The organism is Acidithiobacillus sp. TH-A117, assembly GCF_057473465.1.
Window position 1 is genome coordinate 146,218 of record NZ_JBYCKQ010000029.1, and the last position, 22,414, is coordinate 168,631.

Sequence of the window (22,414 nt, forward strand, 5' to 3'; positions counted from 1 at the left end):
AGCTAATATGAGCATACAGGTTTTTATTGTCGATGACTCGGCAGTCGTGCGTCAGGTACTACAGGCCGCATTAAGTCAGGACCCGGAAATTGCGATTCTGGCCACGGCCCAGGACCCCGTGTTTGCCTGGGACCGCATGCAGCGGCAATGGCCCGATGTGGTTATTCTGGATATCGAAATGCCGCGCATGGACGGAGTGACTTTCCTGCGGAAAATCATGAGAGAACATCCGTTACCGGTGATTATTTGCTCCAGTCTTGCGGAATCTGGCGCGCAGATCACTCTGGATGCCCTGACTGCCGGTGCCGTACAGATCATCCAGAAGCCCCAGAGTGGTCTTCGTGACTTTTTGCAAAAAGATGCCCCGGAAATCATTCGTGCAGTCAAGTCTGCTGCTCGCGCCAATTTACGCAACATGCGCCCGCAGCCGGTTTCAGCGGCCTTGCCTGTTGCGGCGCATCTGCTCCTGCAGAAAAGTACCGAAAAAGTCATTGCGGTGGGCACCAGTACGGGGGGTACCCAGGCGCTGGAAGTGCTGTTACGCGCCTTGCCGGTCACGGTGCCGGGCATTGTGGTGGTCCAGCATATGCCCGAAAAATTTACGGCCGCTTTTGCGGCACGCCTGAATAGCGTCAGCGCCTTGGAAGTGCGTGAAGCCATGGACGGCGATCGGGTTTTGCCGGGTCGCGTCCTGATTGCGCCGGGCGGTAAGCACATGCGCCTGATACGCAATGGCGCCCAATTTGCTGTGCAGGTCTTTGATGGACCTTTGGTCAAGCATCACTGTCCTTCCGTAGACGTGCTGTTTCGCTCGGTAGCTCAGGTTGCAGGGCGCAATGCCTGGGGAGTGATCATGACCGGAATGGGTGATGATGGCGCCCAAGGCTTACTGGAAATGCATGGAGCAGGAGCGCACACCATCGCCCAGGATGAATCCAGTTGTGTGGTTTTTGGTATGCCCAAAGAAGCTATCAAGCTCGGGGGAGTGGATGAAGTGCTGCCCCTGCAGCAAATTGCCAGCCGTCTGCCAAGAACCGTTGAAGGGGTGCGCTGATGCCGCAAGATGATGCCACCCTGCATACTGAAAGTGCCGCAACATCCGAACTCCTTAATAAATTGATGCATGTTTCGCAGCAGATTCAGCGTCGCCAGCGTATTTTTACCTTCGGTATCATGCTGGTTTTTGTGATTCTGGCTGCGTTGACAGTTTTCAGCATTGGCAGCTGGCAGGCACATCTGCTGGAGCGTTCCCATGACCGGACAAAAGAAACGGCGATCCATCTGGTCGAAAGCTTTTCCAGTAACCTTTCCGCCATGATCGAAATGCATATGCGCGATCTCCAATTCATGGCGAGCCTGCCGGCCAGTGAGCTGAGCCACGATCTGGTGCAGCACTTCAATAAAGTCCACCCCTGGCTCGAAAAGGTGTCCTGCAATCTGAAAGGACAAAAATCATCTTCCCCTGAGGTGGGCTACCCTCAGAATTTTCAGAATGACCCAGATTTTACTTGGCAGGGTGGGGTCAATCAGCCATTTGTGGACCACAAAGGTTTATTACATATTCCGTTGCGTCTTTTAGCCATTCCCTTGCGGCCATCTCTGCAGCGAGGCCCAAAGGCTTACCGCAGTTGCCATGCGGAGCTGTTGTTTGGCAATCAGCATGCCAGTGCCAGCCTGGAACCTGCGCATATGTTGCTACTTCTGGATAATCATCACCGGGTGCTGGCACAATGGCAGAATGGATACTGGCAGCAGGGAAAGCCTGTTCCGGCAGACTGGACCGCAGATCTGGACCTGCCGGTAAAACACACTCCCTGGATAATCAGTGCGCGCTGGAATCCTCAACCAAATTCATACTTGCAGCACCAGTTAAAACGCCTGGACACCTGGGCGTTGCTGCTGCTAACCGCAGAGGCCACGCTGGCTGTTGCGGCACTCATATGGATGTATCGTCGCTTTGTGGAGAGCCGTTATCAACGGGCCCATCAGACCCTCCATGAAATGGTGGCAAAAGCCGCAAATGCCCGGGAAATATACACTGGTCTGGTGCGGTTAAGTGTATTGGGGACGGGGGCGTTGGCTGCCTATGTAGCCATTCCCGGCGGAGAACGGGACAGTTTATCGGTGATTGCCGCCTGCGCTCGCAAACCCGGACTGGTCGATATTCTCCGGCAGTTACCCTTAAGCATAGATCCCGAAAACTCTCCCTGGGGACAACTGTTACCTGCTCTCGCGTGGCGTTTGCGGCAGCGCGTTGATCCGCGCACCCCCCATGTTTCCGGTGAAATGGCGAAAGTCATCGCCCTGTATCCAGACCTGCAAGACTTCCGTGAGGTGATTGCATGGCCGGTTATTCCGGAAAATGCGCGTCATCCAGAAGCGGTTTTCGTGCTGGAAATTACCCGTCTCAGTCGTTGGTTGTTTGGATATCATCTCATTGCTCATTGGGAAGCTCTACTGCATGATCTGGAACGTTATCTTGAGCGATTGCAGGATCTTCGAGAAAAAGAGCATTTATTGCAAACCGATACTTTGACAGAATTACCAAACCGTTCACATTTTACAGATCTGGTTTCAGAACGGTTGCAGTCTGCGTCCTCAGCCACGGAGATGCTGGGCCTGGGTTTAATGGACCTCGATTTGTTCAATGAGATCAATACATCTTTTAGTTCCCTTGCGGCGGATCAGTGTTTGCAGGAAATTGCCAGGCAGTTAAAGACCACGCTGCAGTTTTCTGATGCGGTGCTGGCAAGGGTGGGGGGAGATGAATTCGGATTGCTCATCCCTATCTCCAGCGAAGCACAGCTGGAACAATATAGCCGGGATGTACTCCAGGCAGTGCAGGCTGCGGCGCAAAAAACCCTGGAAGCCCATCTGACCACCTCATTAGGCTGGTCGTTGTTTCCGGCAGATAGCCGCGATGTATGTATGCTGATGGCTCAAGCAGATGAAGCGCTGTCTGAAGCCAAGCGACAGGGTGGAAACAATTTCCGGCTTTATGGTGGCGAGGTCGCGCGGCGCGCCCGCCAACGTTTGTGGGTAAGACGCGATTTTCCAGGGGCTGTGCAGAGGGGCGAGATTCGGTTTTTTCTTCAACCCAAGGCGGATATGCAGAAAAACTGCTTGAGCGGCGTAGAAATGTTGGCACGCTGGTGCCCTCCTCAAGGCCACTGGATTGGGCCTGGCAAGTTCATGCCCTATGTGGAAGAAAATGCTCACCTGATTCGCATCCTTGGTCGTTGGGCGCTCCAGGAGGCGGTGCGTCTGCGTCAACGGATACAGAGTGAAGGCCTTGCTTTACAGGTTTCTCTGAATATTGGCGCCAAACATTTTCTGGATCCTGCTTTTAAGGAAGATGTAGAAAGTTTGTGCCCGGATGGCCATGGGCTTACCCTCGAAATCACTGAAACCGCTTCTGTCATGGGACGCAAATCCGTGTTACCGATGATGGCCTGGTGTCAAAGTTGTGGCTTCAAGTTATCTATGGACGATTTCGGGACCGGATATTCTTCATTGCTTTCGGTAGCCCGCTTGAACTTTGATGAGCTGAAGCTGGATCAGAGTTTTATTCGTGCTTTTCGTCAGGATAAGGCCAGTTTCGGCGTGGCAGGCGCCAGCCACATGCTCAGTCGTCTGACCGCCTGTGAACTGGTAGCAGAGGGGATTTCCACCCCCGAAGAATTGCATTTATGGTTGCTCCTGGGTGGTCGATATATTCAGGGCTATTTGCTTTCTCCACCGCTTCCGGAGAACGCTTTTTTCCTCTGGAAAAATTATTTGCTGCCCCCTGTTATCCATCCGCTCGATCCCGCTGGTGCCCGGGATCTCCTGGAGCTCTGGCAACAAATACATCCTGAGCCAAGCAGATCCGTTTAGGAAATATGTGGCGCGTATAGAGACGACAGCCGGCATGGGTATTGGTAATATTCCATGATCTTTGGAAAAGGGCAGGTACAATGTCGGAACCCATTCATGAAATGCGTCACCATTTGTTTTCCGAACGGTATCGGGTGACCGCTTCGGTCAAGGCCTCGGGCTTATTGGAAAATCTCTGGCGGGAGCATGTTTTTTGCACCCTCTGGCTGGATGATCAAGTGCAGAGCTACAACACCCTGCTGCTGGATGTTCAGTCTGAGCCTGAGTTACTGATTGACCTTCCCCTGCATTTCCCGAAACAGATAGAAATTGGCACAGTCATCACTCTGCTTTCCCGGGTGGATGGGGTCATTTGTGGTTTTCGCAGTACCATTATTCGCCATGATGCTGAGGGTATCGTCCTGCAGTATCCTGAAGAAATCTATCAGTTGCAGCGCCGCCAGCTTTTTCGGGTACCGCCCACCGTGCAGGATCCCGATGAAGTGGAAATCTACCGTCAAGGTGCCTTGATGGTTGGTGGAAGAATGCAGGATATCAGTGCGGGTGGCATCCGGATTATGAGTCGCTGCCCCAAGGATCATCCCTTTCAACCGAACGAAATTCTCACCCAGTTGGTGTTCAGGATTCGTGATAGTGAACCCTTGCATATGCCGGCTGTGATCCGTTTCGTCGATAATCATGTAGCCGGTGCTACCGGAGTGGTATTAGGCGTCGAATTCCAGGATCCTCCTGCTGCTGATCAGGAAAAAGTAGCGCAATATGTGCAGACCCGTGACCGGGAAATACTGCGCATGTTGGGTATTGGTTTGCGCAGTTCGGCAAAACCGTCAGATAACTCCTTACGCAGCAAACTGAAGCGCTGGTGGTCGCATTGACGCTTGACGCCATGAAAGCAGAACGAGGATAGGCGGTTTATGAACCCCGCAATACTGGCAGGTGCTTATACGGTCAGAGTGCTTGAAAGTGTGCTCAATCAGAGCACCGCAACAGCACTTTCACAGACCTTGACACCAGGCGCTACCTTCAGCGCCAAAGTGCTGCAAAGCGCTCCGCAACAGACTATGCTGAGTGTGGCTGGCAAGGCAATGGCTTTTGATTTGCCGGGACAATGGTCAGTCGGTCAGGAACTGCAGCTGACTTATTTAGGGGGTGACAAGCAACCCAAATTTTTAATGATGGGGCAACCTGCTGCCGCACCATCAGAGCAGTTGGCCTTGTCGAATACTGCCCAAACTTTACGTGATCTGGCCAGTTTGCCGAATGCTGTGGCCTCTGCGCTGCGGCCCACCGCGACTTTCCCTGAAAATGCCGGATCTGCGTCACAAATGGCCACGTTTCTGCAAAATACCCTCGAATTTAGCGGCGTTTTTTATGAAAGTCATCTGGCAAGCTGGAGTCATGGCCAATGGTCCGTACAAAATCTCCTCGCTGAACCACAAAATGCGGGAAAGAACCCCGCTCCGGGAAAGACCGGCATTGTCGAGATGCACTATACCCCGGCATCTTCCAGTCCTGCTTCGGTAGCGTCTTCGCCGTCCTTGGATGGGGCTCAAAACTCCAAGCAAGGAGTTACAACCTATACGCAAATCGCCGATTTAACGGCAGGTAGAAGTGCATCGGTAATCAGTACGTTAAACCCTGGTTCCCTGCAGACTTTGGGGCAGCAGATACAGACGCTGAATCAGCAGCAGTTTGTCTGGACCGGGCCTGTCTGGCCTGGTCAGCAGGCAACCTGGATGGTGAAACGCCGCGAAGAGGATAGTCCCGAATCTCAGCAGAAAGGCGAAAAACCCTCCGGGCAGCGCTGGGAGAGCGCACTGGCTCTGGATTTGCCGCATCTGGGGCATGTCGAAGCCCGTTTGCAGTTGCGGCAATCCACATTGCGTTTGCTGCTGACTACCGAGCAGGAGGCTTTGTTACGCGCACATTGGGAAGAATTGACGCAGAGCTTGCAGCACTTGGGCTTGCAAGTAGCCGCTGCGCAGATTCGTAGCTCTGATGAATCCGCCCAAGGATAAGCCTAAAAGCGCCGTGGCACTGCGCTATCATAGTGGTGACACTGTGCCTGTGCTGGTTGCCAAAGGGCAAGGTCTGGTTGCCGAGCAGATTATTGCCAGAGCTAAAGAAGCGGGTATATTTGTACACGAATCCAAGGAATTGGTGGGTTTGCTCATGCAGCTGGATCTGGACCAGCAAATTCCACCCCAATTATATCAGGCTGTTGCAGAAGTGCTGGCATGGATATACAGGATTGAACATAGCATGTAATCCATTTTGTTGTTACAGTTGGCCCACAAAAATCCCGGTAAGGATGCGCATGTCATCGCAGATATTTCGTCAAATCTTCGGCCGAATCACAAAATTCAGTCTCCTGGTCCTTGTTTCTCTGAGCCTTGCCGCCTGTATGGATGAAAACAGTTCCTATGCCGTCAAGCCGCGTCCCGAAAATCTTCCGGCTCCTGCCAGAACAGCCGCCGTTGCTGCTCCTCAAAAGCCAGAGCGTTATCTGGATCAAATGGCCATCATTGATGCCCACAAGGATTTTTCCCAATCTCCCAATCCCGATTATGTGCTGGATGCCCGTTCCGTTCTGCGTTTTCCCAAAACCTATCCCATCGGGGTCATTATTATCGGAGATAGTATTCTGACTGGCTGGTCGGGCTACTTTGCCCATGTATTTCCCAATGCGCTCATCAGTGGCCGGGTGGGCAGGCAGTTTTCCAGTGCCATTCCCATCTGGAAGACCATGCAGCAAACCCGTATTACCCAAGGCGTTGGTGATGTGGTCATCGAATTGGGCACCAACGGTGAGGTACTCCCCTCCGATATGCAGGAATTGTTGCAGATGGTTGGTCATCGTCAGGTATTTCTGGTGATGCCGGAAATGCCCCGTTCCTGGGAACACGAAGTACAGCAATTATACCTGCAAACCGCTGCCACCCATCCCAATGTCCATCTGGTACGCTGGGACTTGCTCAGCCGTGATCATCCCCAGTATTTCTGGACTGATCTGGTCCATCCCAATTGGCAGGGCATTCAGGTGATGGTCCATGCCATAGCCAGTGATATTCAAAAAACTGAATCAAAAAACTAACCCTATATTTTTATTGGCAGGTCTGCTGGTATGCTCTATCTGGATTATCTGAAATTTCTCGCCATGCTGGGCGTTATCGGCTTTCATGTTCATGAAACCATCACTTTTAGCAGTCCGTGGTTTTCGGGTGGCTACCTCGGGGTCGATGTATTTCTGTTCGTGTCCGGATATCTGATAGAAAAATCCATTCGTAACAGCAGTAATGCAGGTTTTTGGCAGAGCCTGGGATTATTTTTCAAGAAACGGCTTTCCCGCATTATGATCCCCATGCTGGTGGTCACCTGGATAGTCGCCATTCTGGGGGTTGCTCTGCATCTTGTCAGCTGGCAGCCCGCCATTTATTCATCGCTTTTTATTTATAACTTTTATCTGGTTTTTCATCATATACCGTATTTTCAGACATTTGCTATGCCTCATCCCTTTATTGGTATGTGGTTCATATCACTGCTGGTGCAATTATACGTTCTGCATTTTTTAATACGGAGCGTCATCCGCAATCAGCGGCTGTATTTTCTGCTCATGCTGGTCTTGATGCTGGTTGCTGTTGCTGGTGCTTTCTGGCTGGGTATCCATCATCATCTGAATGCATCCTATATGCTACCCTGGCATGGGTTTTCCTATGTTGCCGGCATTCTGGGATACATGATTCTCCATGGCCGGGAGATAAAAAAACCATCCCTGCTCTATGATTTCGGAGCTCTTATGGCAGGGCTGGGTATTCTTGCCTTGTTGTTGCTGGCGCCCTATCTGAATTATGTAGTGTATTCTCTGCCTGTTTTGTTACTGACTGCTTTGTATATTTTTGCGGCAGAAAGATCTGCGGTTTTCGCGCAGATAAAATGGCAACTGGCTGGCGCTTTGGGAGAAATGTCCTATTCCCTGTATTTATGGAATTTTCCGGTCATCTCTCTGTTGTATTATTTTTATCATGGCGCGGCTGATTATGCGCTGGTCGTGCTTTCGGTATTGATTATTCTGCTCTTGTCGGTGCTGACCTATGCTTTTGTGGAGGTCAGCATCCAGAAAGCTTTTGGCAAACAGTCGCGGCATCCATTTTCCATGCAAAGTGCGCTTACCGTGGCTTTCATTCTGGGTTTGGGTATTGCCGGTTGGTTTAATTCGGTGGTGGTCAATCGCCAGTTTATTCATGAACGTGAAAAAAACTTACATTTTGAATTATACAAACATTATCAGGCGGAAAAAATCGCCCAGCTGCAGAAGGCGTTGCAGGCATTACGGCATTCCGGAAATGTCGCTCCGTCAGCAGGGACAGCCAGTATCCTCAATGCATCGGATGGGCTTTCTGGAGCGCCGGCGGCCGGTTCTTTTGCCTGGCAACCCAATCCGCAGCCGGGTTATTTGTACAACGGTCAGGAGATTCGCCAGAATCCGGCTTATCCCCAAAAGCAGGTATTGGTGGTGACTGACTCCATCCTCTTGGGCTGGTCGGGTTTTGTCATTCATCAGCTGCCCAACGCGATTCTGGATGGTAAAGTCGGTCGCCAGTTTTCGCGGGCGCCGGGGGTGTTACAACAGGAATTGGCAGAACCGCAAAACGCCCATATTCAATATATTGTTCTGGAATTGGGCAGTAATGGGGATGTATTCACTCCGGATCTGGATCGGGTGATGCACGAGGCCGGAGATCGCAAGGTGTTACTGATCATTCCCAACGTGCCCCGGGTTTGGGAAGATGAGGTGAAAAGTCAGTATTTACGCGCCAAGGCAGAATATCCCAACGTCTATTTATTGCATTGGGATCGGATCAGCCATGACCAATACAACTATTTTGATCCTGATCAGGTCCACTTGACCTGGGACGGTGCGCAGGCCCTCGTGAATGCCGTGCTTGCCAAGCTCTATTCCATGGGTTATCAGCAACCTCAGCCGGTTTCCGGGACAACTGCGCCGGTATCCGTATCAGCAGGTCGTCATCTGTCCGGGCGCCTTGCGACGCAGTTCACCGCAAGCACCGCAAGCACCGCAAGCACCGCAAGCACCGCAAGCACCGCAAGCACCTATCCGGTGCCCGGCGCCGGGCGGTCAACGCCGCGTCCTCCGGCAAACATGGTTATGCCCACAACCCATATCCAGGGCTTCGCCATCGCGCCGTTGAGGAGTGCAGGAGGTGACACGGCTCCTGCCGTCAGCAATGCTCCAGGATTAAGCCTGCAAGGTTTGAACGGCGCTTTACCCGACGCGCATTAAGCACGAGAGGATCAACCGGTATGGGCGAGCAGCTCTTCTGCTTCCTGACAAAGGCTGCGTCGTTCAAGCAGGCTCCCTGGAATATGACCGCCCGCCTGTCGCCAAAGGACTGCAGCACGAATCCCGCTGAGCAATAGGGTACGAATGCGGGCGGCATCATCGGGGTCACTTAAAAAGCGGCTATCGCCACTGACGATGATGCGCGGCCGCAAAGTTCCTATGGCCTCGGTGTAGGTTTGCGCCAGACCGGCAATGACGCTGCTCTGGGTATTGTCACCAAAATGCTGGACCTGACGCTGGGCTTGCTGGATACCTTCCTGTACCCGCTGCACTGCTGCTACATTTTTTACCAGTCGTTTACTGAGACTGTTCATGGCCATGGCATAGCGCAGCAGCTCCGCCTCCTGGGCATTGGCCGGGCCGCGTTGCAGGAGCGGACAGAGCAGGGCCAGAGGTTGGCGCAAGCTCTGGATATTGCCCAGAGCCTCGCGGATATCCGGACTTTCCAGGGCGAGAATGCTGTGAATGCAGGGGGCCAGCAAGTCTCCGGGTTGTTCACCGTTGCGGGCTATATTTTGGACCAGCAAAGCACTGCGCAGGATGCCCGCCAGTGCCAGGGTCCGATCACGACGGCGGGCCGGCCCGGGAATCATAAAATGCCACATGCTCATGCTGTCTTGCTCTCGGGATAGGGAAACATGGATTAGCGTGGTGTTTCGTTGAGCATGGATTGTAGAGTTTGTGTCAGCGTTTTTCTTTGGTTTTCAGTCAATTGCCGTCCCCTTTCGTTGAGGATGAAAAAAGTGTCTTCCACTCGCTCGCCAAAAGTGGATACCTTGGCACCATGGATATTCAGCTGCAGGGAGCGCAAGACTTCACCGACGCGATAGAGGAGCCCGAGCTGATCGGCTGCCCGCACTTCCAGGAGGGTATAACGGGGCAGGGCATGGTTATCGATGAGGATTTCGGCAGGGCGCTGGGCAAAAAAGCGGTGGCGTGGATCACGATGGCGCAGCCCGAAATGAGGTTTGCTTTCGCTTTCCCCTTCAATAATGGCCCGCAGGCGGGTGGCCAGATCCTGATTGGCCTGCGCCGTTTGCGCAAAGGCGTGACTGTTGTCGATTACTAGGAAGGTATCGATAGCGCGACCATCTTCGCTGGTGTCGATGCGCGCGTCGATGATGTTCAGGGATTGCCGGTCCAGGGCCCCGGTAATCTGCTGGAACAGACCGGGGCGGTCGGGTCCGTAAATCAGGATTTCACTACCTTCCGGTTGGTGCGGGCGCACTGCAACCAGAGTTTTTCGCGTGTTATGGGCCAGAATTTGCTGCGTGTGCCAGAGCAGTTCATGGTCGTTATAACGTAAAAAATAAGACCCGGATAAATGCTGCCAAAGGACTTTGGCGCGGGTCTGTTCCTCTTCGCTCAGAGTATGCAGCACACTTTCCTGCCGATCACGGACGATCTGGGGAATGCCCTGCCGGTTGCGGTCTTCCTGCTGCAGTTCACGGGCGGTGGCGCGATACAGGGTACTGAGTAACAGGCCCTTCCAGTCATTCCAGAGATCCGGATTGGTGGCACGCATATCGGCGACGGTTAATAGCAACAGGTAAGCCAGATGTCTTTCATCGCCCACAGTTCTGGCGAAATCCTGAATGACCCGGGGGTCTTCCAGATCCCGCCGTTGCGATACGGTGCTCATTTGCAGGTGCTGCTCCACCAGCCAGATGATCAACTCGCTGTCGCGCTGTGATAAATGCAGACGCTGGGCAAACCGTCGGGCTTCCTGGGCGCCAATTTGCGAATGATCACCACCCCGACCTTTGCCGATATCATGAAACAACCCTGCCAGTATCAGTAATTCTGGTTTATCCACCTGTATCCAGGCCTGTTTCAGAACAGACATCTGCTGTTCTTCCCGGCGATGCAGCTGACCGATGTTCCTAATCAGAAAGAGGGTATGCTGATCAACGGTGTAAACATGAAACAAGTCATGCTGAATACGTCCGGTAATGCGCGCAAAAGCGGGAATCAGGCGGCCAAGAATACCGCATTGCTGCATGATTTTCAGGCTGTGATAGGCGCCTTCCGGCTGCGCCAGCAGGCTCAGCAGTTCACTTCTGGCAATCGGATCCTGTTCCAGATCATGGGGATGCACCTGCGCACGTAAGTTGTAGAGTTGTCGCTGGGTGAGGGCATCCAGGGGGGTGCCCAGAGGGTTTTCGGCCAGCTCCCGGAACAGCCGCAGGATTTTCTGCAATAACTGCGGATCATCAGCCCGCAAAGCGGTTGCTGCTTGAGGCGTATTCAACGGGCTTACAGAATTTTTGCCTCCGGCAGCCAGATGCAGGGCAATATTTTCCTGGGCGATGGCGGAAATACGCAGAATATCCGCAAAAGCCCGGTAAAGTTTTTGCATGAGCTGCTCTACCGGACTGCGTCCAGGGCGTTCCAAATAACCTAATTGAGCAGCCAGTGGCCGTTGCTGGTCGAGACGCAGCCGGTCTTCATGGCGGGCAGTGGCTTCATGCAGGGCAATGCGCAGCCGGGTCAGAAATGCCTGGGCCCGCAACAGCTGCCGATATTCGTCGGGGCTGACCAGATTTTCGCGGCGCAGACAGGACAGGCTGATATCTCCAAAAATCGCAGCGGTCAACCATTGCAGTTGATGAATATCCCGGAGGCCGCCCGGGCCATCCTTGAGGTTGGGCTCCAGATGAAAAGCCGTATCACTGCAGCGCGCATGACGGCTCTCCTGCTCGGCCAGTTTGGCTGCAAAAAACACAGCGGGTTTCCAGGGAGGGTTGGCGCGAAGGGCTTCTTCCAGCTCTTCATAGTGTTCAAGAGAACCACAGAGATAGCGGGTTTCCAGTAGGGTGCTGGCAATACTGAGGTCCTCACGCGCCTGCTCCAGACATTCCGGTATGGAACGGACGCTGGCGCCTACGGTCATTTGTAAATCCCACAGCGCCGTCAGAAACTGATGCAAAAAGTCTTCGACAGGTTTGCTGAGCCGGGCCGGGGTGAGAATCAGCAGGTCGAGATCCGAGCCGGGAAACAGGGCACCACGTCCATACCCGCCAACGGCTATCAGACTGAGCGCAGAGTCCTGCAGGGTAAGCCGGGATTCCATGTGCTTCCAGAGTCGGCATAGGATTTTATCCACCAGGGCCGCATGCTGGCGCAAAAAGGCGCGGCCATTGCTCCGGGGAGAAAACCCGGCGAGCAGGAGCGCCCTTTCCTGGCGCAGGTTTTCCAGGATAGTCGGCAGGGCGTCAGCAGCCCCGGATGCGGACATGTTCAGATGGGATCGCCGGGGAGTTGGGTCAGTACTTCATACCCGTCATCAGTCACCAGAATGGTGTGTTCCCACTGCGCCGAGGCGCTGTGATCCTTGGTCACAATGGTCCAGCCATCCGGCAGCGCCTTGATGTGGCGTTTGCCCGCGTTGATCATGGGCTCAATGGTAAAGGTCATGCCCGGTACCAATTCAACTCCCTCACCGGGATTACCGTAATGCAGTACCTGGGGTTCATCGTGAAATACCCGCCCGATACCATGACCGCAAAACTCCCGCACCACCGAACAATGCTGGGCTTCTGCAAATACCTGAATGGCGTGGCCGACATCCCCCAGTGTGGCGCCGGGACGGACCTGCTGAATACCCCGGACCATGGCTTCGTGGGCGACTTCCATTACTCGACGGGAGCGCAGGGGGACTTCACCGACGGTGAACATCTTGCTGCTGTCACCGTGATAGCCATCCTTGATGACCGTTACATCAATATTGAGCATGTCACCATCTTTCAGGACCCGATCTCCGGGAATGCCATGGCAGATGACATGATTGAGGGAGATGCAAACGGATTTGGGAAAGGGCGGATATTCCGGACTGGGCTGATAGTTCAGCGGAGCGGGGATGCCTTGCAGATCGTTGACGATGTAATCGTGGCAAATCCGGTCCAGTTCTCCGGTGGTGATGCCTGCTTTGACATGGGGGCGGATCATATTGAGCACCATGGCGGTCAAGTGCCCGGCAGTCCGCATTTTTTCGATTTCTTCGGGAGTTTTGATATTACCCTGGGGAGGGCTCTTGCGACGTTGTAACATGGGGATTCTCCTGGGCGATAGAATGAGAGAGGCTAAAACAGCAGCTCCTCTGCCGCGTCAATCTCTATTTTATCAGGACTGACCCGGCTCCGGTAGGCCAGAATTTCCACACCGCTTCGGCGTGCCTCGCGGAGGGCTTGGCCATAGGCCGGGTCTATCCGGTCGGCGGGGGCAAAACCCCGACCATCTTCCCGTCCTATCAGAAAAAACATCACCGCGCGCCCGCCATTTTTCACCACTGCGCGCAGCGCCGTCAGATGTCGCAGGGCGCGGGTGCTGACCGCATCAGGAAAGCGGATAACGCCATCGGCTTCCAGCAAGGTGCAGGATTTGACCTCCACGTAGCAGGGCGCACGCCCGGGCTCCTGGAGCAGGATATCCACCCGCTCATGTTGACCATATGGTACTTCCCGGCGCAGCTCACTATAACCGTTCAGGACGGGTATCTGGCCGCTGCTAATGGCTTCGGCGACGATGGCATTGGGTCGCTGCGTATTGATGCAGACCCAGCTGTGCCCACTCCAGTATAACTCCCAGGTCCAGGCGAGCTTGCGGCGGGGATTGTCGCTGTGGGAAACGAGAATGGGCTGTCCGGGTTCCGCACAGCTGGTCATGCTCCCCGAATTGGGGCAATGAATGGTGATTTCTTCCCCGGATGCCAGCTGGCAGTCAGCCAGAAAGCGTTTATAACGGCGGAGCAGGGTGGCAGGAATCAGTTCGGGTAGCTGCATGGGGGCAGCTTAATGCTTGTGGCGCTGACATGCCAGGATATGGACCGGGACTTGTCTTGCAGTTCCGACAATGCCCAGTTTCGCCATACGCCAGCGGGCGCGCCGTGGAGGCTGGCCGGGGTGGTCCAGCCTAAGCATTTCAGAGTCTCCTCCCAGGCGTAGCCGGGATCTCCCGCCCAGGCAGGGCTGTGCTGACTTTTGGATAATTTGCGGCCATCGCCATGACAGATTAAAGGCAGATGACCATAGTCAGGATGGGGCAGACCCAGAAGGCTTTGCAGGTAGCGCTGCACGCCGGTAAATGGACGTAAATCGCCGCCGCGAATGATTTCAGTGACGCCCTGAACGCCATCATCCACCACACAAGCCAGTAAATAGGCAAAATACGCATCGGCACGCCGCAAAACAGGATCACCCTGTTCAGGAGGGGTATTCTGCCAGCCAAGAAAGCGGTCTTCCCATAGGGGTAACTCCCCGGACACCCGCAGCCGCCAGGATCGTGGGATGCGCCCGGGTGGGAGGCCATTGCGGCAAGTGCCCGGATAACGTCCCCCGTGCAACCGGATTTCCTGACGGCTACAGGCGCAAGGATAGGCGTGACCAGCCTGGATCAATGTTTCGAGAGCCTCCTGATAAGCTTCATGGCGAGAGGATTGTTGCCAGACCGGGCCATCCCACTCCAGCCCCAGGGCTTCCAGTTGCCGAAGAATCTGATCGGCGGCACCCGGGCGCACCCGATCCCCATCCACGTCTTCCAGACGCAGGAGCCAGCTTCCGTCCTGACAGCGGGCACTGAGATAGCTGCCAATCGCGGCGACCAGCGAGCCGGCATGAAGAGGACCGCTGGGGGAGGGGGCAAAGCGACCGATGACAGGCCTGTCCTGGCCCCTCGTCGGGGAGAATGCTAAAACAGTATGCACACGCTGCTCAGTTCGGCCTCTGTTCAGAACCGCTTTATACGGACTATGGTTTACCCTGGATTACTGTACAATTCCTCACAATCTAGCACAGGGAAGCAAGTACATATATGCCGGTGATTTTTCGCGTCGAAGGCTATGCCTTCTATTCTAACGAGGGTAATCCCCGTGAGCCCTTGCAACATGAAACTGCGTTTTGAGCGCGGCGGGAAGGAATATGGCAAACGCAGAATTTGCACTCATCAAGCAGTTACAGCAGGCTCTGGAGCATGCCGGGCGAGGCGTGCGGCTGGGTATTGGGGATGACGCAGCCTGGCTGGATAGCGAAGGACGGACTTTGGTGAGCAGCATGGATACGCTGGTGGCGGGTCGCCATTTTTTTGCGGATGTCCATCCCGCCGACCTGGGCTGGAAGGCTCTGGCCGTCAATTTGAGTGATCTGGCGGCGATGGGTGCCATTCCCCGCTGGTGTCTGCTCAGTCTGGCATTGCCGCCACTGGCCGAGGGCTATGGGCAGTGGCTGCAGGATTTTGCAGCAGGATGGCGGGCTTTGGCTGAGCGCGCAGATGTGGCATTGGTGGGTGGTGACACGGTGGCTACCGATGGTCCCCTGACCCTGTCCATCACCGCGCTGGGAGTGGTGGAGCAGGGCGTGATGCGTCGGGATGCTGCCCGTGTCGGTGATCAGATCTGGGTAACCGGCACTCTGGGCGATGCTGCAGCCGCCCTGGACCGGGCTTTCGTGTCACGCGGACTGCCCGGCTGGGGTATAGACTGTTCGGAGGCTAACTCCTGGTTTCTGGAAAACCGGCGTTTGCGTCCGCAGCCGCGTCTGGATTTTGCCCGGGCGGCACTGTCGGCCGGGGTGACGTGCGCCCTGGATTGTTCCGATGGTTTTCTGGCGGATCTCGGTCATATTCTCCAGGCTTCCGGGCTGCGGGCCAGGATCGACCTTGAGCATCTTCCCCTCAGTTCAGCTTTGCGCGAATGTATTGATGGAGATCTGCAGCGCCTGCTACGCTGGCCTCTGACCGGCGGAGATGATTATGAGCTGATTTTCTGCGCGCCGCTGGCCCTGAGCCGTATCCTCATGGAGTTGGGAGAAAACTGTGCCTTGCCGGTCACGGCGGTGGGGGAGGTTTTGTCCGCCGATCCTCATGCTGCCGAGGATGTCGACTTGTACTGGCAGGGGCAGTCCCTGTCTTTGCCCATGAACCGGGGGCACCAGCATGTTTTCTAGGCCTTGGTACCACTGGTTGGCATTCGGGGGTGGCAGCGGTCTGGCGCCCGTTCTGCCCGGCACCATGGGGACCATTGCCGCCATTCCCCTCTATTTGTTGCTGGTTTTGCTTGTGCAGAATCTCTGGATATATACGGCCGTGCTATTTTGCATGATAGTTGCCGGTCCCTGGCTCTGTGGCCGGACAGCAGAGGATTTACGCCGGGGGGCTAGCGGAAAACGGGCTCTGGACCCGCCCGCCATTGTCTGGGATGAATGGGTGGGTTTACTGCTGACTTTGTACTGGTTTCCCTTTACCTGGTGGACGCTGCTCGCCGGTTTTCTGCTCTTCCGGTTTTTCGATATGCTCAAGCCCTGGCCTATATCCTGGCTCGATCGACATATTCATGGCGGAACAGGCATCATGCTGGATGATATGGCAGCGGCGCTTCCAGCCTGGTTGATTTTGCTGGGAATGCGCGGAATGGGATGGTTATGACAGCAGCAGATATTCTGCGAATTTATTTACCTCTGCGCCCGGCAGCTCTGGCGGATGCCCAGCGCTTGCAGGCCTGGGCTCAACGCGCCGGTGTCGAGGCGCGTATTGAACTGGTTACCGTGCTGCCGGATCAGGATGACGTAGCCTTGGCCATCGGTGATTTTCCCAACGGTGATATCTGGAAAAAGCTTCCGGAACACGCGCTGATTCCGGCCGGGGACTGGCAGGCCGTGCAGGACTGGGCAAAGTCCTCACTGCCCGCCTGCCCGCAAAGCTTCAGTCGCTTTACCGATCAGGGACGCGGTCGCGAAATTCTGCCCGGTGAGTTCTGGCTGGACGATATCACCCAGGATACTTTTGATCTGGCCATGGCACCTCCCGAATGGGCCTTGCTGCAGCAATGTCCCAAAGCCGGCGGCCCGCGTCTGGCGTTGGCCGAATCCTGTACCGGTGGGGGACTGGCGGCTCGCATTACCGCCTTGTCCGGGTCTTCGGCACTCTTGCAGCAGGGACTGGTGACTTACAGCAATACGGCCAAACGTCACTATCTGGGCGTACAGGCCAAAACCCTGATGCGCTATGGGGCTGTTTCTGAGGAAACCGCCCTGGAAATGCTCCATGGATTATTGCGGGAAGCTGACCTGGGTGCTGCCATTACCGGCATTGCCGGCCCCGGCGGAGCTGTCCCCGGCAAGCCGGTAGGCACGGTCTGTATTGCCTGGGGGCGACGCGACGGCCCGCAACAGGTGCGCACCTGTCATTTTCCAGGCGATCGCTGGACGGTGCAGTTTGCCTCCGGTTCAGTGGCTTTGGGCGGTTTGCTGGGTCTGCTGCTTTGCTGAGACAGATTCCCGGGCCGGATTTCAGGGCCGGATTTCAGGCCGGGTGTCTTTGCCCATTGCCCGCGCTCAGGTAGAATGCCCGAAAGTCGATTGGATAACCGGGTGAGGATTGCCCGGACACCCGGAGCAGGCCGCTGCAGGGCAAAGCCTGAGTGGAAAATCTTCATATTATTCAGAAAAGGACAGCATGATGGATGATCAACGCAGCAAGGCCCTTGCGGCCGCTTTGTCCCAGATTGACAAGCAGTTCGGCAAGGGCGCGGTAATGCGCCTTGGCGACCACGATGCCATCAAGGATATCGCCGTCTATTCCACCGGCTCCCTGGGTCTGGATCTGGCCCTGGGTGTCGGAGGATTGCCGCGCGGTCGAGTTGTGGAAATATACGGGCCGGAATCTTCAGGTAAAACCACGCTCACCCTGCACGCCATTGCCAGTTGTCAGCAGGCTGGAGGCACCGCCGCCTTTATCGACGCTGAACACGCGCTGGATCCCGGATATGCCCACAAGCTGGGGGTGGATCTGGAAAATCTGCTGGTTTCCCAGCCGGACACCGGCGAGCAGGCGCTGGAGATTGCCGATATGCTGGTGCGTTCCGGCGCGGTGGACCTGATCGTGGTGGACTCGGTAGCCGCTCTGACCCCCAAGGCGGAAATCGAAGGCGACATGGGTGACTCCCATGTGGGTTTACAGGCGCGCTTGATGAGCCAGGCGCTGCGCAAGCTGACCGCCAATATCTCCCGGACCAATACCCTGGTCATTTTCATCAACCAGATTCGCATGAAAATCGGTGTCATGTACGGGAGCCCGGAAACCACGACAGGCGGTAATGCCCTCAAATTCTATGCCTCGGTGCGCCTGGATATCCGCCGGATTGGCGCAATCAAGAAGGGTGACGAGGTCATGGGTAATGACACCCGGGTGAAAGTGGTCAAAAACAAGGTCGCTCCGCCATTCCGCGAGGCCGAATTTGCCATTTACTATGGCGAGGGTATTTCCCGTCTTTCCGAACTGGTGGACCTGGGTGTCAAGTTCGAGATCGTTGAAAAAAGCGGGGCCTGGTATTCCTATCAGGGCGAGCGGATTGGTCAGGGTAAGGATAATGCCCGGCAATACCTCAAGGAACATCCGGAGCTGGCTGCGCGGATTGAGCAACAGGTGCGTGCGGCTGCCGCCGGAAATCCACTGGCTTTCACCGATGATGTGGCGGAGCCTGCGGTAGCGGAATAATTGGCCAAAAACGCCTCCCCCGACCCCATGACCCTGGCATTGCGCCTGCTGGCACGACGCGAATACAGTCGCAAGGAGCTGCAGGATAAACTGCTGCATGCCGGTTTTGCGGCGCCGCAGGTGCAGACGGTGCTCGATAGTCTGCAAACCGCCGGGTATCAGGACGACCGGCGCTATGCGGAAATGCTGACGCGCACCCGCCTGCGTCAGGGGCACGGCCCCTTGCGTCTGCGTCAGGATTTGCACCGTGCCGGAGTGGAAATCGAAGCGGGTGCAGGGCAGGAGCAAGCCCTGGACTGGCAGGCTCAGGCCCAGGCGACCTATCGCAAGCGTTTTGGTGATAGTGTACCTGAAGATGCGCGGGATTATGCCCGACGTGCCAGGTTTTTGGCGGGAAGGGGCTTTTTGCCTGAACAGATTCGCCGGGTGCTGGCGGATGCGGGTAAAAATCCGGATGATTTTAACGATTAGTTTTTAATGGACGACGAAAGACCGATGCAAGCGCAAGCCATTCGCCAAGCTTTTCTGGATTATTTTGTAGAACAGGGTCATCAGATTGTACCCTCCAGCTCCCTGATTCCCCGTAATGACCCGACCCTGCTCTTTACCAACGCCGGCATGGTCCCTTTCAAGGACGTTTTTCTGGGACTTGAGCAGCGTCCCTATCAGCGGGCGGTGTCTTCCCAGCGCTGCATGCGTGCCGGTGGCAAGCACAATGACCTGGAAAATGTCGGCTACACGGCCCGGCATCACACTTTTTTTGAAATGCTCGGCAATTTTTCATTTGGCGATTATTTCAAGCGGGAAGTCATCGGTTTCGCCTGGCGCTTTTTGACCGGGAAGCTGGGGTTACCTGCCGGCAAACTCTGGATTACGGTCTATGAGGAAGACGACGAAGCAGCGCAGATCTGGATCAATGACATAGGCATCGATCCCGCGCGTATTTCCCGGTGCGGGGCGAAGGACAACTTCTGGAGCATGGGCGATACCGGGCCCTGTGGTCCCTGTTCGGAAATTTTTTATGATCATGGTCCTGATGTTCCCGGTGGCCCTCCCGGTAGTCCGGAAGAAGATGGCGATCGATACATCGAAATCTGGAATCTGGTTTTTATGCAGTTTGACCGCGACAGCAGCGGCACACTGACGCCACTTCCCAAACCTTCCGTGGATACGGGCATGGGTCTGGAGCGGCTGGCGGCGGTGCTGCAAGGCGTCCATAACAACTACGATACGGATCTTTTCAAGCCTCTGATTGCCGCAGCCGCAGACCTTTCCGGCAAAAAATACGGAGAGGATGCGGCCACCGACACCAGCCTGCGAGTGTTGGCAGACCATATTCGCGCCTGCAGTTTTTTGATTACCGATGGCGTCCTGCCCGCCAATGAGGGGCGTGGTTATGTCCTGCGCCGGATCATTCGCCGGGCGGTACGCCATGGCCGCAAACTCGGCATGGAAAATGTATTTTTTCACAAACTGGTCGCTCCCCTGGTGCAGGAGATGGGCGGCGCCTTTCCCGAACTAGCCAAGGCTCAGCGCGATGTGGAACGGGCTCTGGAACGTGAAGAAACCCGTTTCCGGGAAACCCTCGAACGCGGTCTGAATCTGCTGGAAAATGCCATTTCCGGACTGGCTGGCGATGCGGCCATTCCCGGCGAGATCATTTTCCGTCTCGCCGATACCTATGGTTTTCCGGTGGATTTGACCGCTGATATTGCCCGGGAAAGAGCCCTGCGCATGGATATGGAGGGTTATGAAGCCGCCATGACGGCGCAGCGCAATCGCTCCCGTGCGGCCTGGAGTGGTAGTGGCGAGGTCAAAATCGAACGGGTTTATCATGATCTGGCCATGCGTCTATCCCCTACGGCATTTACGGGTTATGCCCAGTGCGCCGGCGAAGGTCAGGTGCTGGCCCTGCTGCGCGATGGCGAAGAGGTGGCTTTTCTCGATGCGGGAGATCAGGGCGCAGTGATTCTCGACCAGACGCCTTTTTATGGGGAGTCAGGTGGGCAGGCTGGTGATCGCGGCGAATTGCAGTCAGAAAATGCGCTTTTTCAGGTGCGCGATACTCAGAAGCCCATGGGCAGTTTGCATGTGCATCTGGGGACGCTGCAATCCGGGCGTTTGCAACGGGGCGACAGCGTACTGGCCAGCGTCGATGAAGTCGCCCGCCGGGCAACGGCGGCTCATCATTCCGCCACCCATTTGCTGCATGCCGCTTTGCGCAATACTCTCGGTGCCCATGTGCAGCAGAAAGGCTCACTGGTCAATGCCGAGCGTCTGCGTTTTGATTTCAGTCATCCTGAAGCGCTGACAGCGGAACAGTTACGCCATATTGAGCGGGATGTAAATGCCGTGGTTCGGGAAAATCATGCCGCCCATACCCAGGTACTGCCCATTGCCGAGGCGCAGGCCATGGGTGCCATGGCCCTCTTTGGTGAAAAATATGGGGACGAGGTGCGCGTGGTGCAGATGGGCGACTTCTCGCTGGAGCTTTGCGGAGGAACTCACGTTCAGGCCCTGGGAGATATGGGCGTTTTCAAGATTCTCAGTGAAACTGGAGTAGCCGCTGGCATTCGCCGGATTGAGGCGGTAGCGGGGGCAAGTGCACTGGACATCATCCAGCGTGATGAACAGCGTCTACAAGCTGCCGCAGGCATGCTCAAGGTGGCCCCGGCTGAGCTGGATCAGCGTCTGGGTCAGACGCTGGAACGTTTACGGCAATTGGAAAAAGAACTGGAAAAAATCAAACGGGATGAAGCCGCCCGTGCGGGTGCCGACCTCGCGGCCCAAAAAGAAGACATGTCAGGGGTACCGGTACTCATCAGCCGTCTGGAAGGCATGGATGGCAAGGCCCTGCGTGACGCCCTCGATCGCTTGCGCAGCCAGTTACCCGAAGCGGTGATTGTGCTGGCGGGGGTTGACGGAGAAAAGGTCGCCCTGCTCGCCAGTGTGACGAAAAGTCTTTCTGCGCGTATTCATGCCGGTGAGCTGGTCAATGTGGTCGCCCAGCCCCTGGGAGGAAAAGGGGGTGGACGCCCGGATATGGCGCAGGCTGGTGCAGGCAACCCGGAGGCGCTGGATACAGCTCTTCAGGCCGCCCGCGACTGGGTCAGAAGCCGGCTGGTCTAGTTATCATTCTGCCAGGGACGACCATGTCCATGGCCTCCCTGTCCCCGGTCCGGTCTTTGCCATTGGGGTCCGTGACCATGGTCAGGACGGAAATGTCGCCAATGGGGGTCCCGGGAATGCCGTTCTGCGTCTTTTTGAATACGTTGCCAGTCGCGGTGGTTCCAGTGCCGCAAGGCTGGAGGCGGCGCAGCGATGGGTCGCCAGGGACCACGATAGCCCGGACCCGACCACCAGCGATTCCCGTAATAATAGTAGTAATTGGAGCCCTGATAAAAAATGGGCTGAGAAGCGCCATAGGCGGCATAAACCCCCAGATTGCTGAGCCAGACCATCAGGGGTGGCGCCGAAAGAATGGCTGGCGGATAAACTGGTGCAGTATATACCGGCGCTGCATATACCGGTTGGGTGCCCACATTCAATTGAATGTCCACGGGGGCAGCAAGGGCGGTGGCACTCAAGCCCAATGTGCCGATCAATAGCGGCAGCAGCATCTTGTTTTTCATGTGGGTGGTTTTCATCATTTTCTCCTCTCCGAAAATTGTTCACTATTTTATACATGGT

19 protein-coding genes are annotated in these 22,414 nt (G+C 55.7%); 13 read left to right on the forward strand and 6 right to left on the reverse strand.

The features are described 5' to 3' along the window. The first annotated feature begins 7 nt into the window (after window positions 1-7). The 7 genes from AC2VLR_RS07100 to AC2VLR_RS07130 all read left to right on the forward strand — a co-directional run bounded on the left by AC2VLR_RS07100 (window position 8) and on the right by AC2VLR_RS07130 (window position 9,178). Window positions 8-1,054, forward strand: a complete 1,047-nt coding sequence (locus tag AC2VLR_RS07100) for a protein-glutamate methylesterase/protein-glutamine glutaminase (RefSeq protein ID WP_486881490.1) — start codon at window positions 8-10, stop codon at window positions 1,052-1,054. Then, entirely contained in the window at window positions 1,054-3,876 is a 2,823-nt protein-coding gene (locus tag AC2VLR_RS07105; protein ID WP_486881491.1) for a putative bifunctional diguanylate cyclase/phosphodiesterase, read from the forward strand. The genes AC2VLR_RS07100 and AC2VLR_RS07105 overlap by 1 nt, the downstream gene beginning before the upstream one ends. Before the next feature lie 80 nt (window positions 3,877-3,956). Then, complete coding sequence (locus AC2VLR_RS07110) at window positions 3,957-4,751, forward strand: flagellar brake protein (protein WP_486881492.1); 795 nt, start codon at window positions 3,957-3,959, stop codon at window positions 4,749-4,751. Between the two features lie 39 nt (window positions 4,752-4,790). Further along, a complete protein-coding gene (gene fliK, locus AC2VLR_RS07115; protein ID WP_486881493.1) occupies window positions 4,791-5,894 on the forward strand; it encodes a flagellar hook-length control protein FliK in 1,104 nt (367 codons plus the stop codon). Then, window positions 5,875-6,144 carry an EscU/YscU/HrcU family type III secretion system export apparatus switch protein gene (locus AC2VLR_RS07120; RefSeq protein ID WP_486881494.1) on the forward strand — a complete coding sequence of 90 codons (270 nt, stop codon included), beginning with the start codon at window positions 5,875-5,877 and terminating at the stop codon, window positions 6,142-6,144. The genes fliK and AC2VLR_RS07120 overlap by 20 nt, the downstream gene beginning before the upstream one ends. Before the next feature lie 49 nt (window positions 6,145-6,193). Continuing rightward, entirely contained in the window at window positions 6,194-6,970 is a 777-nt protein-coding gene (locus tag AC2VLR_RS07125; RefSeq protein WP_486881495.1) for an SGNH/GDSL hydrolase family protein, read from the forward strand. Between the two features lie 30 nt (window positions 6,971-7,000). Beyond that, entirely contained in the window at window positions 7,001-9,178 is a 2,178-nt protein-coding gene (locus tag AC2VLR_RS07130) for an acyltransferase family protein (protein ID WP_486881496.1), read from the forward strand. Between the two features lie 11 nt (window positions 9,179-9,189). Here the strand turns inward: AC2VLR_RS07130 and hflD are convergent, their stop codons facing one another. The 5 genes from hflD to gluQRS are packed head-to-tail and all read right to left on the reverse strand — an operon-like array spanning window position 9,190 to window position 14,939. After that, on the reverse strand, window positions 9,190-9,843 hold the full coding sequence (gene hflD, locus AC2VLR_RS07135) for a high frequency lysogenization protein HflD (RefSeq protein ID WP_486881596.1): 654 nt from the start codon (window positions 9,841-9,843) through the stop codon (window positions 9,190-9,192). A gap of 38 nt (window positions 9,844-9,881) precedes the next feature. Beyond that, a complete protein-coding gene (gene glnD / locus AC2VLR_RS07140; RefSeq protein ID WP_486881497.1) occupies window positions 9,882-12,476 on the reverse strand; it encodes a [protein-PII] uridylyltransferase in 2,595 nt (864 codons plus the stop codon). Window positions 12,477-12,478: 2 nt separating this feature from the next. Then, window positions 12,479-13,288 (reverse strand): type I methionyl aminopeptidase, encoded by an 810-nt coding sequence (gene map, locus AC2VLR_RS07145; RefSeq protein ID WP_215843181.1) that lies wholly within the window; start codon window positions 13,286-13,288, stop codon window positions 12,479-12,481. 32 nt (window positions 13,289-13,320) lie between these two features. Next, the gene (gene sfsA, locus AC2VLR_RS07150; protein ID WP_486881498.1) at window positions 13,321-14,019 is read right to left on the reverse strand and encodes a DNA/RNA nuclease SfsA; all 699 of its coding nucleotides are present in this window, start codon (window positions 14,017-14,019) and stop codon (window positions 13,321-13,323) included. After that, entirely contained in the window at window positions 14,001-14,939 is a 939-nt protein-coding gene (gene gluQRS / locus AC2VLR_RS07155) for a tRNA glutamyl-Q(34) synthetase GluQRS (protein ID WP_486881499.1), read from the reverse strand. The genes sfsA and gluQRS overlap by 19 nt, the downstream gene beginning before the upstream one ends. Before the next feature lie 214 nt (window positions 14,940-15,153). Here gluQRS and thiL point away from each other — a divergent pair, with 214 nt between their 5' ends. The 6 genes from thiL to alaS all read left to right on the forward strand — a co-directional run bounded on the left by thiL (window position 15,154) and on the right by alaS (window position 21,853). Next, window positions 15,154-16,176, forward strand: coding sequence for a thiamine-phosphate kinase (gene thiL / locus AC2VLR_RS07160; protein ID WP_486881500.1), 1,023 nt, complete (start codon window positions 15,154-15,156; stop codon window positions 16,174-16,176). Then, window positions 16,166-16,654, forward strand: a complete 489-nt coding sequence (locus AC2VLR_RS07165; RefSeq protein ID WP_486881501.1) for a phosphatidylglycerophosphatase A family protein — start codon at window positions 16,166-16,168, stop codon at window positions 16,652-16,654. Before thiL ends, AC2VLR_RS07165 begins: the two co-directional genes overlap by 11 nt. After that, entirely contained in the window at window positions 16,651-17,496 is an 846-nt protein-coding gene (locus AC2VLR_RS07170) for a CinA family protein (RefSeq protein ID WP_486881502.1), read from the forward strand. The genes AC2VLR_RS07165 and AC2VLR_RS07170 overlap by 4 nt, the downstream gene beginning before the upstream one ends. A gap of 190 nt (window positions 17,497-17,686) precedes the next feature. Then, window positions 17,687-18,724, forward strand: coding sequence for a recombinase RecA (recA, locus tag AC2VLR_RS07175; protein ID WP_486881597.1), 1,038 nt, complete (start codon window positions 17,687-17,689; stop codon window positions 18,722-18,724). A gap of 27 nt (window positions 18,725-18,751) precedes the next feature. Beyond that, window positions 18,752-19,195 carry a regulatory protein RecX gene (locus AC2VLR_RS07180; RefSeq protein ID WP_486881598.1) on the forward strand — a complete coding sequence of 148 codons (444 nt, stop codon included), beginning with the start codon at window positions 18,752-18,754 and terminating at the stop codon, window positions 19,193-19,195. A gap of 24 nt (window positions 19,196-19,219) precedes the next feature. After that, window positions 19,220-21,853: an alanine--tRNA ligase gene (gene alaS / locus AC2VLR_RS07185; RefSeq protein WP_486881503.1), complete on the forward strand. Its 2,634-nt coding sequence runs from the start codon at window positions 19,220-19,222 to the stop codon at window positions 21,851-21,853. On the opposite strand, the gene AC2VLR_RS07190 is transcribed toward alaS, so the two are convergent. Then, window positions 21,850-22,374 (reverse strand): hypothetical protein, encoded by a 525-nt coding sequence (locus tag AC2VLR_RS07190; RefSeq protein ID WP_486881504.1) that lies wholly within the window; start codon window positions 22,372-22,374, stop codon window positions 21,850-21,852. The genes alaS and AC2VLR_RS07190 overlap by 4 nt on opposite strands. Window positions 22,375-22,414 lie beyond the last annotated feature (40 nt).

What these genes read in the sequence shown, in the direction of transcription:
- AC2VLR_RS07100 (WP_486881490.1), top strand. Translation starts at nt 8, where the DNA reads ATGAGCATACAGGTTTTTATTGTCGATGACTCGGCAGTCGTGCGTCAG.
- AC2VLR_RS07105 (WP_486881491.1), top strand. Translation starts at nt 1,054, where the DNA reads ATGCCGCAAGATGATGCCACCCTGCATACTGAAAGTGCCGCAACATCC.
- AC2VLR_RS07110 (WP_486881492.1), top strand. Translation starts at nt 3,957, where the DNA reads ATGTCGGAACCCATTCATGAAATGCGTCACCATTTGTTTTCCGAACGG.
- fliK (WP_486881493.1), top strand. Translation starts at nt 4,791, where the DNA reads ATGAACCCCGCAATACTGGCAGGTGCTTATACGGTCAGAGTGCTTGAA.
- AC2VLR_RS07120 (WP_486881494.1), top strand. Translation starts at nt 5,875, where the DNA reads ATGAATCCGCCCAAGGATAAGCCTAAAAGCGCCGTGGCACTGCGCTAT.
- AC2VLR_RS07125 (WP_486881495.1), top strand. Translation starts at nt 6,194, where the DNA reads ATGTCATCGCAGATATTTCGTCAAATCTTCGGCCGAATCACAAAATTC.
- AC2VLR_RS07130 (WP_486881496.1), top strand. Translation starts at nt 7,001, where the DNA reads ATGCTCTATCTGGATTATCTGAAATTTCTCGCCATGCTGGGCGTTATC.
- hflD (WP_486881596.1), bottom strand. Translation starts at nt 9,843, where the DNA reads ATGTGGCATTTTATGATTCCCGGGCCGGCCCGCCGTCGTGATCGGACC.
- glnD (WP_486881497.1), bottom strand. Translation starts at nt 12,476, where the DNA reads ATGTCCGCATCCGGGGCTGCTGACGCCCTGCCGACTATCCTGGAAAAC.
- map (WP_215843181.1), bottom strand. Translation starts at nt 13,288, where the DNA reads ATGTTACAACGTCGCAAGAGCCCTCCCCAGGGTAATATCAAAACTCCC.
- sfsA (WP_486881498.1), bottom strand. Translation starts at nt 14,019, where the DNA reads ATGCAGCTACCCGAACTGATTCCTGCCACCCTGCTCCGCCGTTATAAA.
- thiL (WP_486881500.1), top strand. Translation starts at nt 15,154, where the DNA reads ATGGCAAACGCAGAATTTGCACTCATCAAGCAGTTACAGCAGGCTCTG.
- AC2VLR_RS07165 (WP_486881501.1), top strand. Translation starts at nt 16,166, where the DNA reads ATGTTTTCTAGGCCTTGGTACCACTGGTTGGCATTCGGGGGTGGCAGC.
- AC2VLR_RS07170 (WP_486881502.1), top strand. Translation starts at nt 16,651, where the DNA reads ATGACAGCAGCAGATATTCTGCGAATTTATTTACCTCTGCGCCCGGCA.
- recA (WP_486881597.1), top strand. Translation starts at nt 17,687, where the DNA reads ATGGATGATCAACGCAGCAAGGCCCTTGCGGCCGCTTTGTCCCAGATT.
- AC2VLR_RS07180 (WP_486881598.1), top strand. Translation starts at nt 18,752, where the DNA reads ATGACCCTGGCATTGCGCCTGCTGGCACGACGCGAATACAGTCGCAAG.
- alaS (WP_486881503.1), top strand. Translation starts at nt 19,220, where the DNA reads ATGCAAGCGCAAGCCATTCGCCAAGCTTTTCTGGATTATTTTGTAGAA.
- AC2VLR_RS07190 (WP_486881504.1), bottom strand. Translation starts at nt 22,374, where the DNA reads ATGATGAAAACCACCCACATGAAAAACAAGATGCTGCTGCCGCTATTG.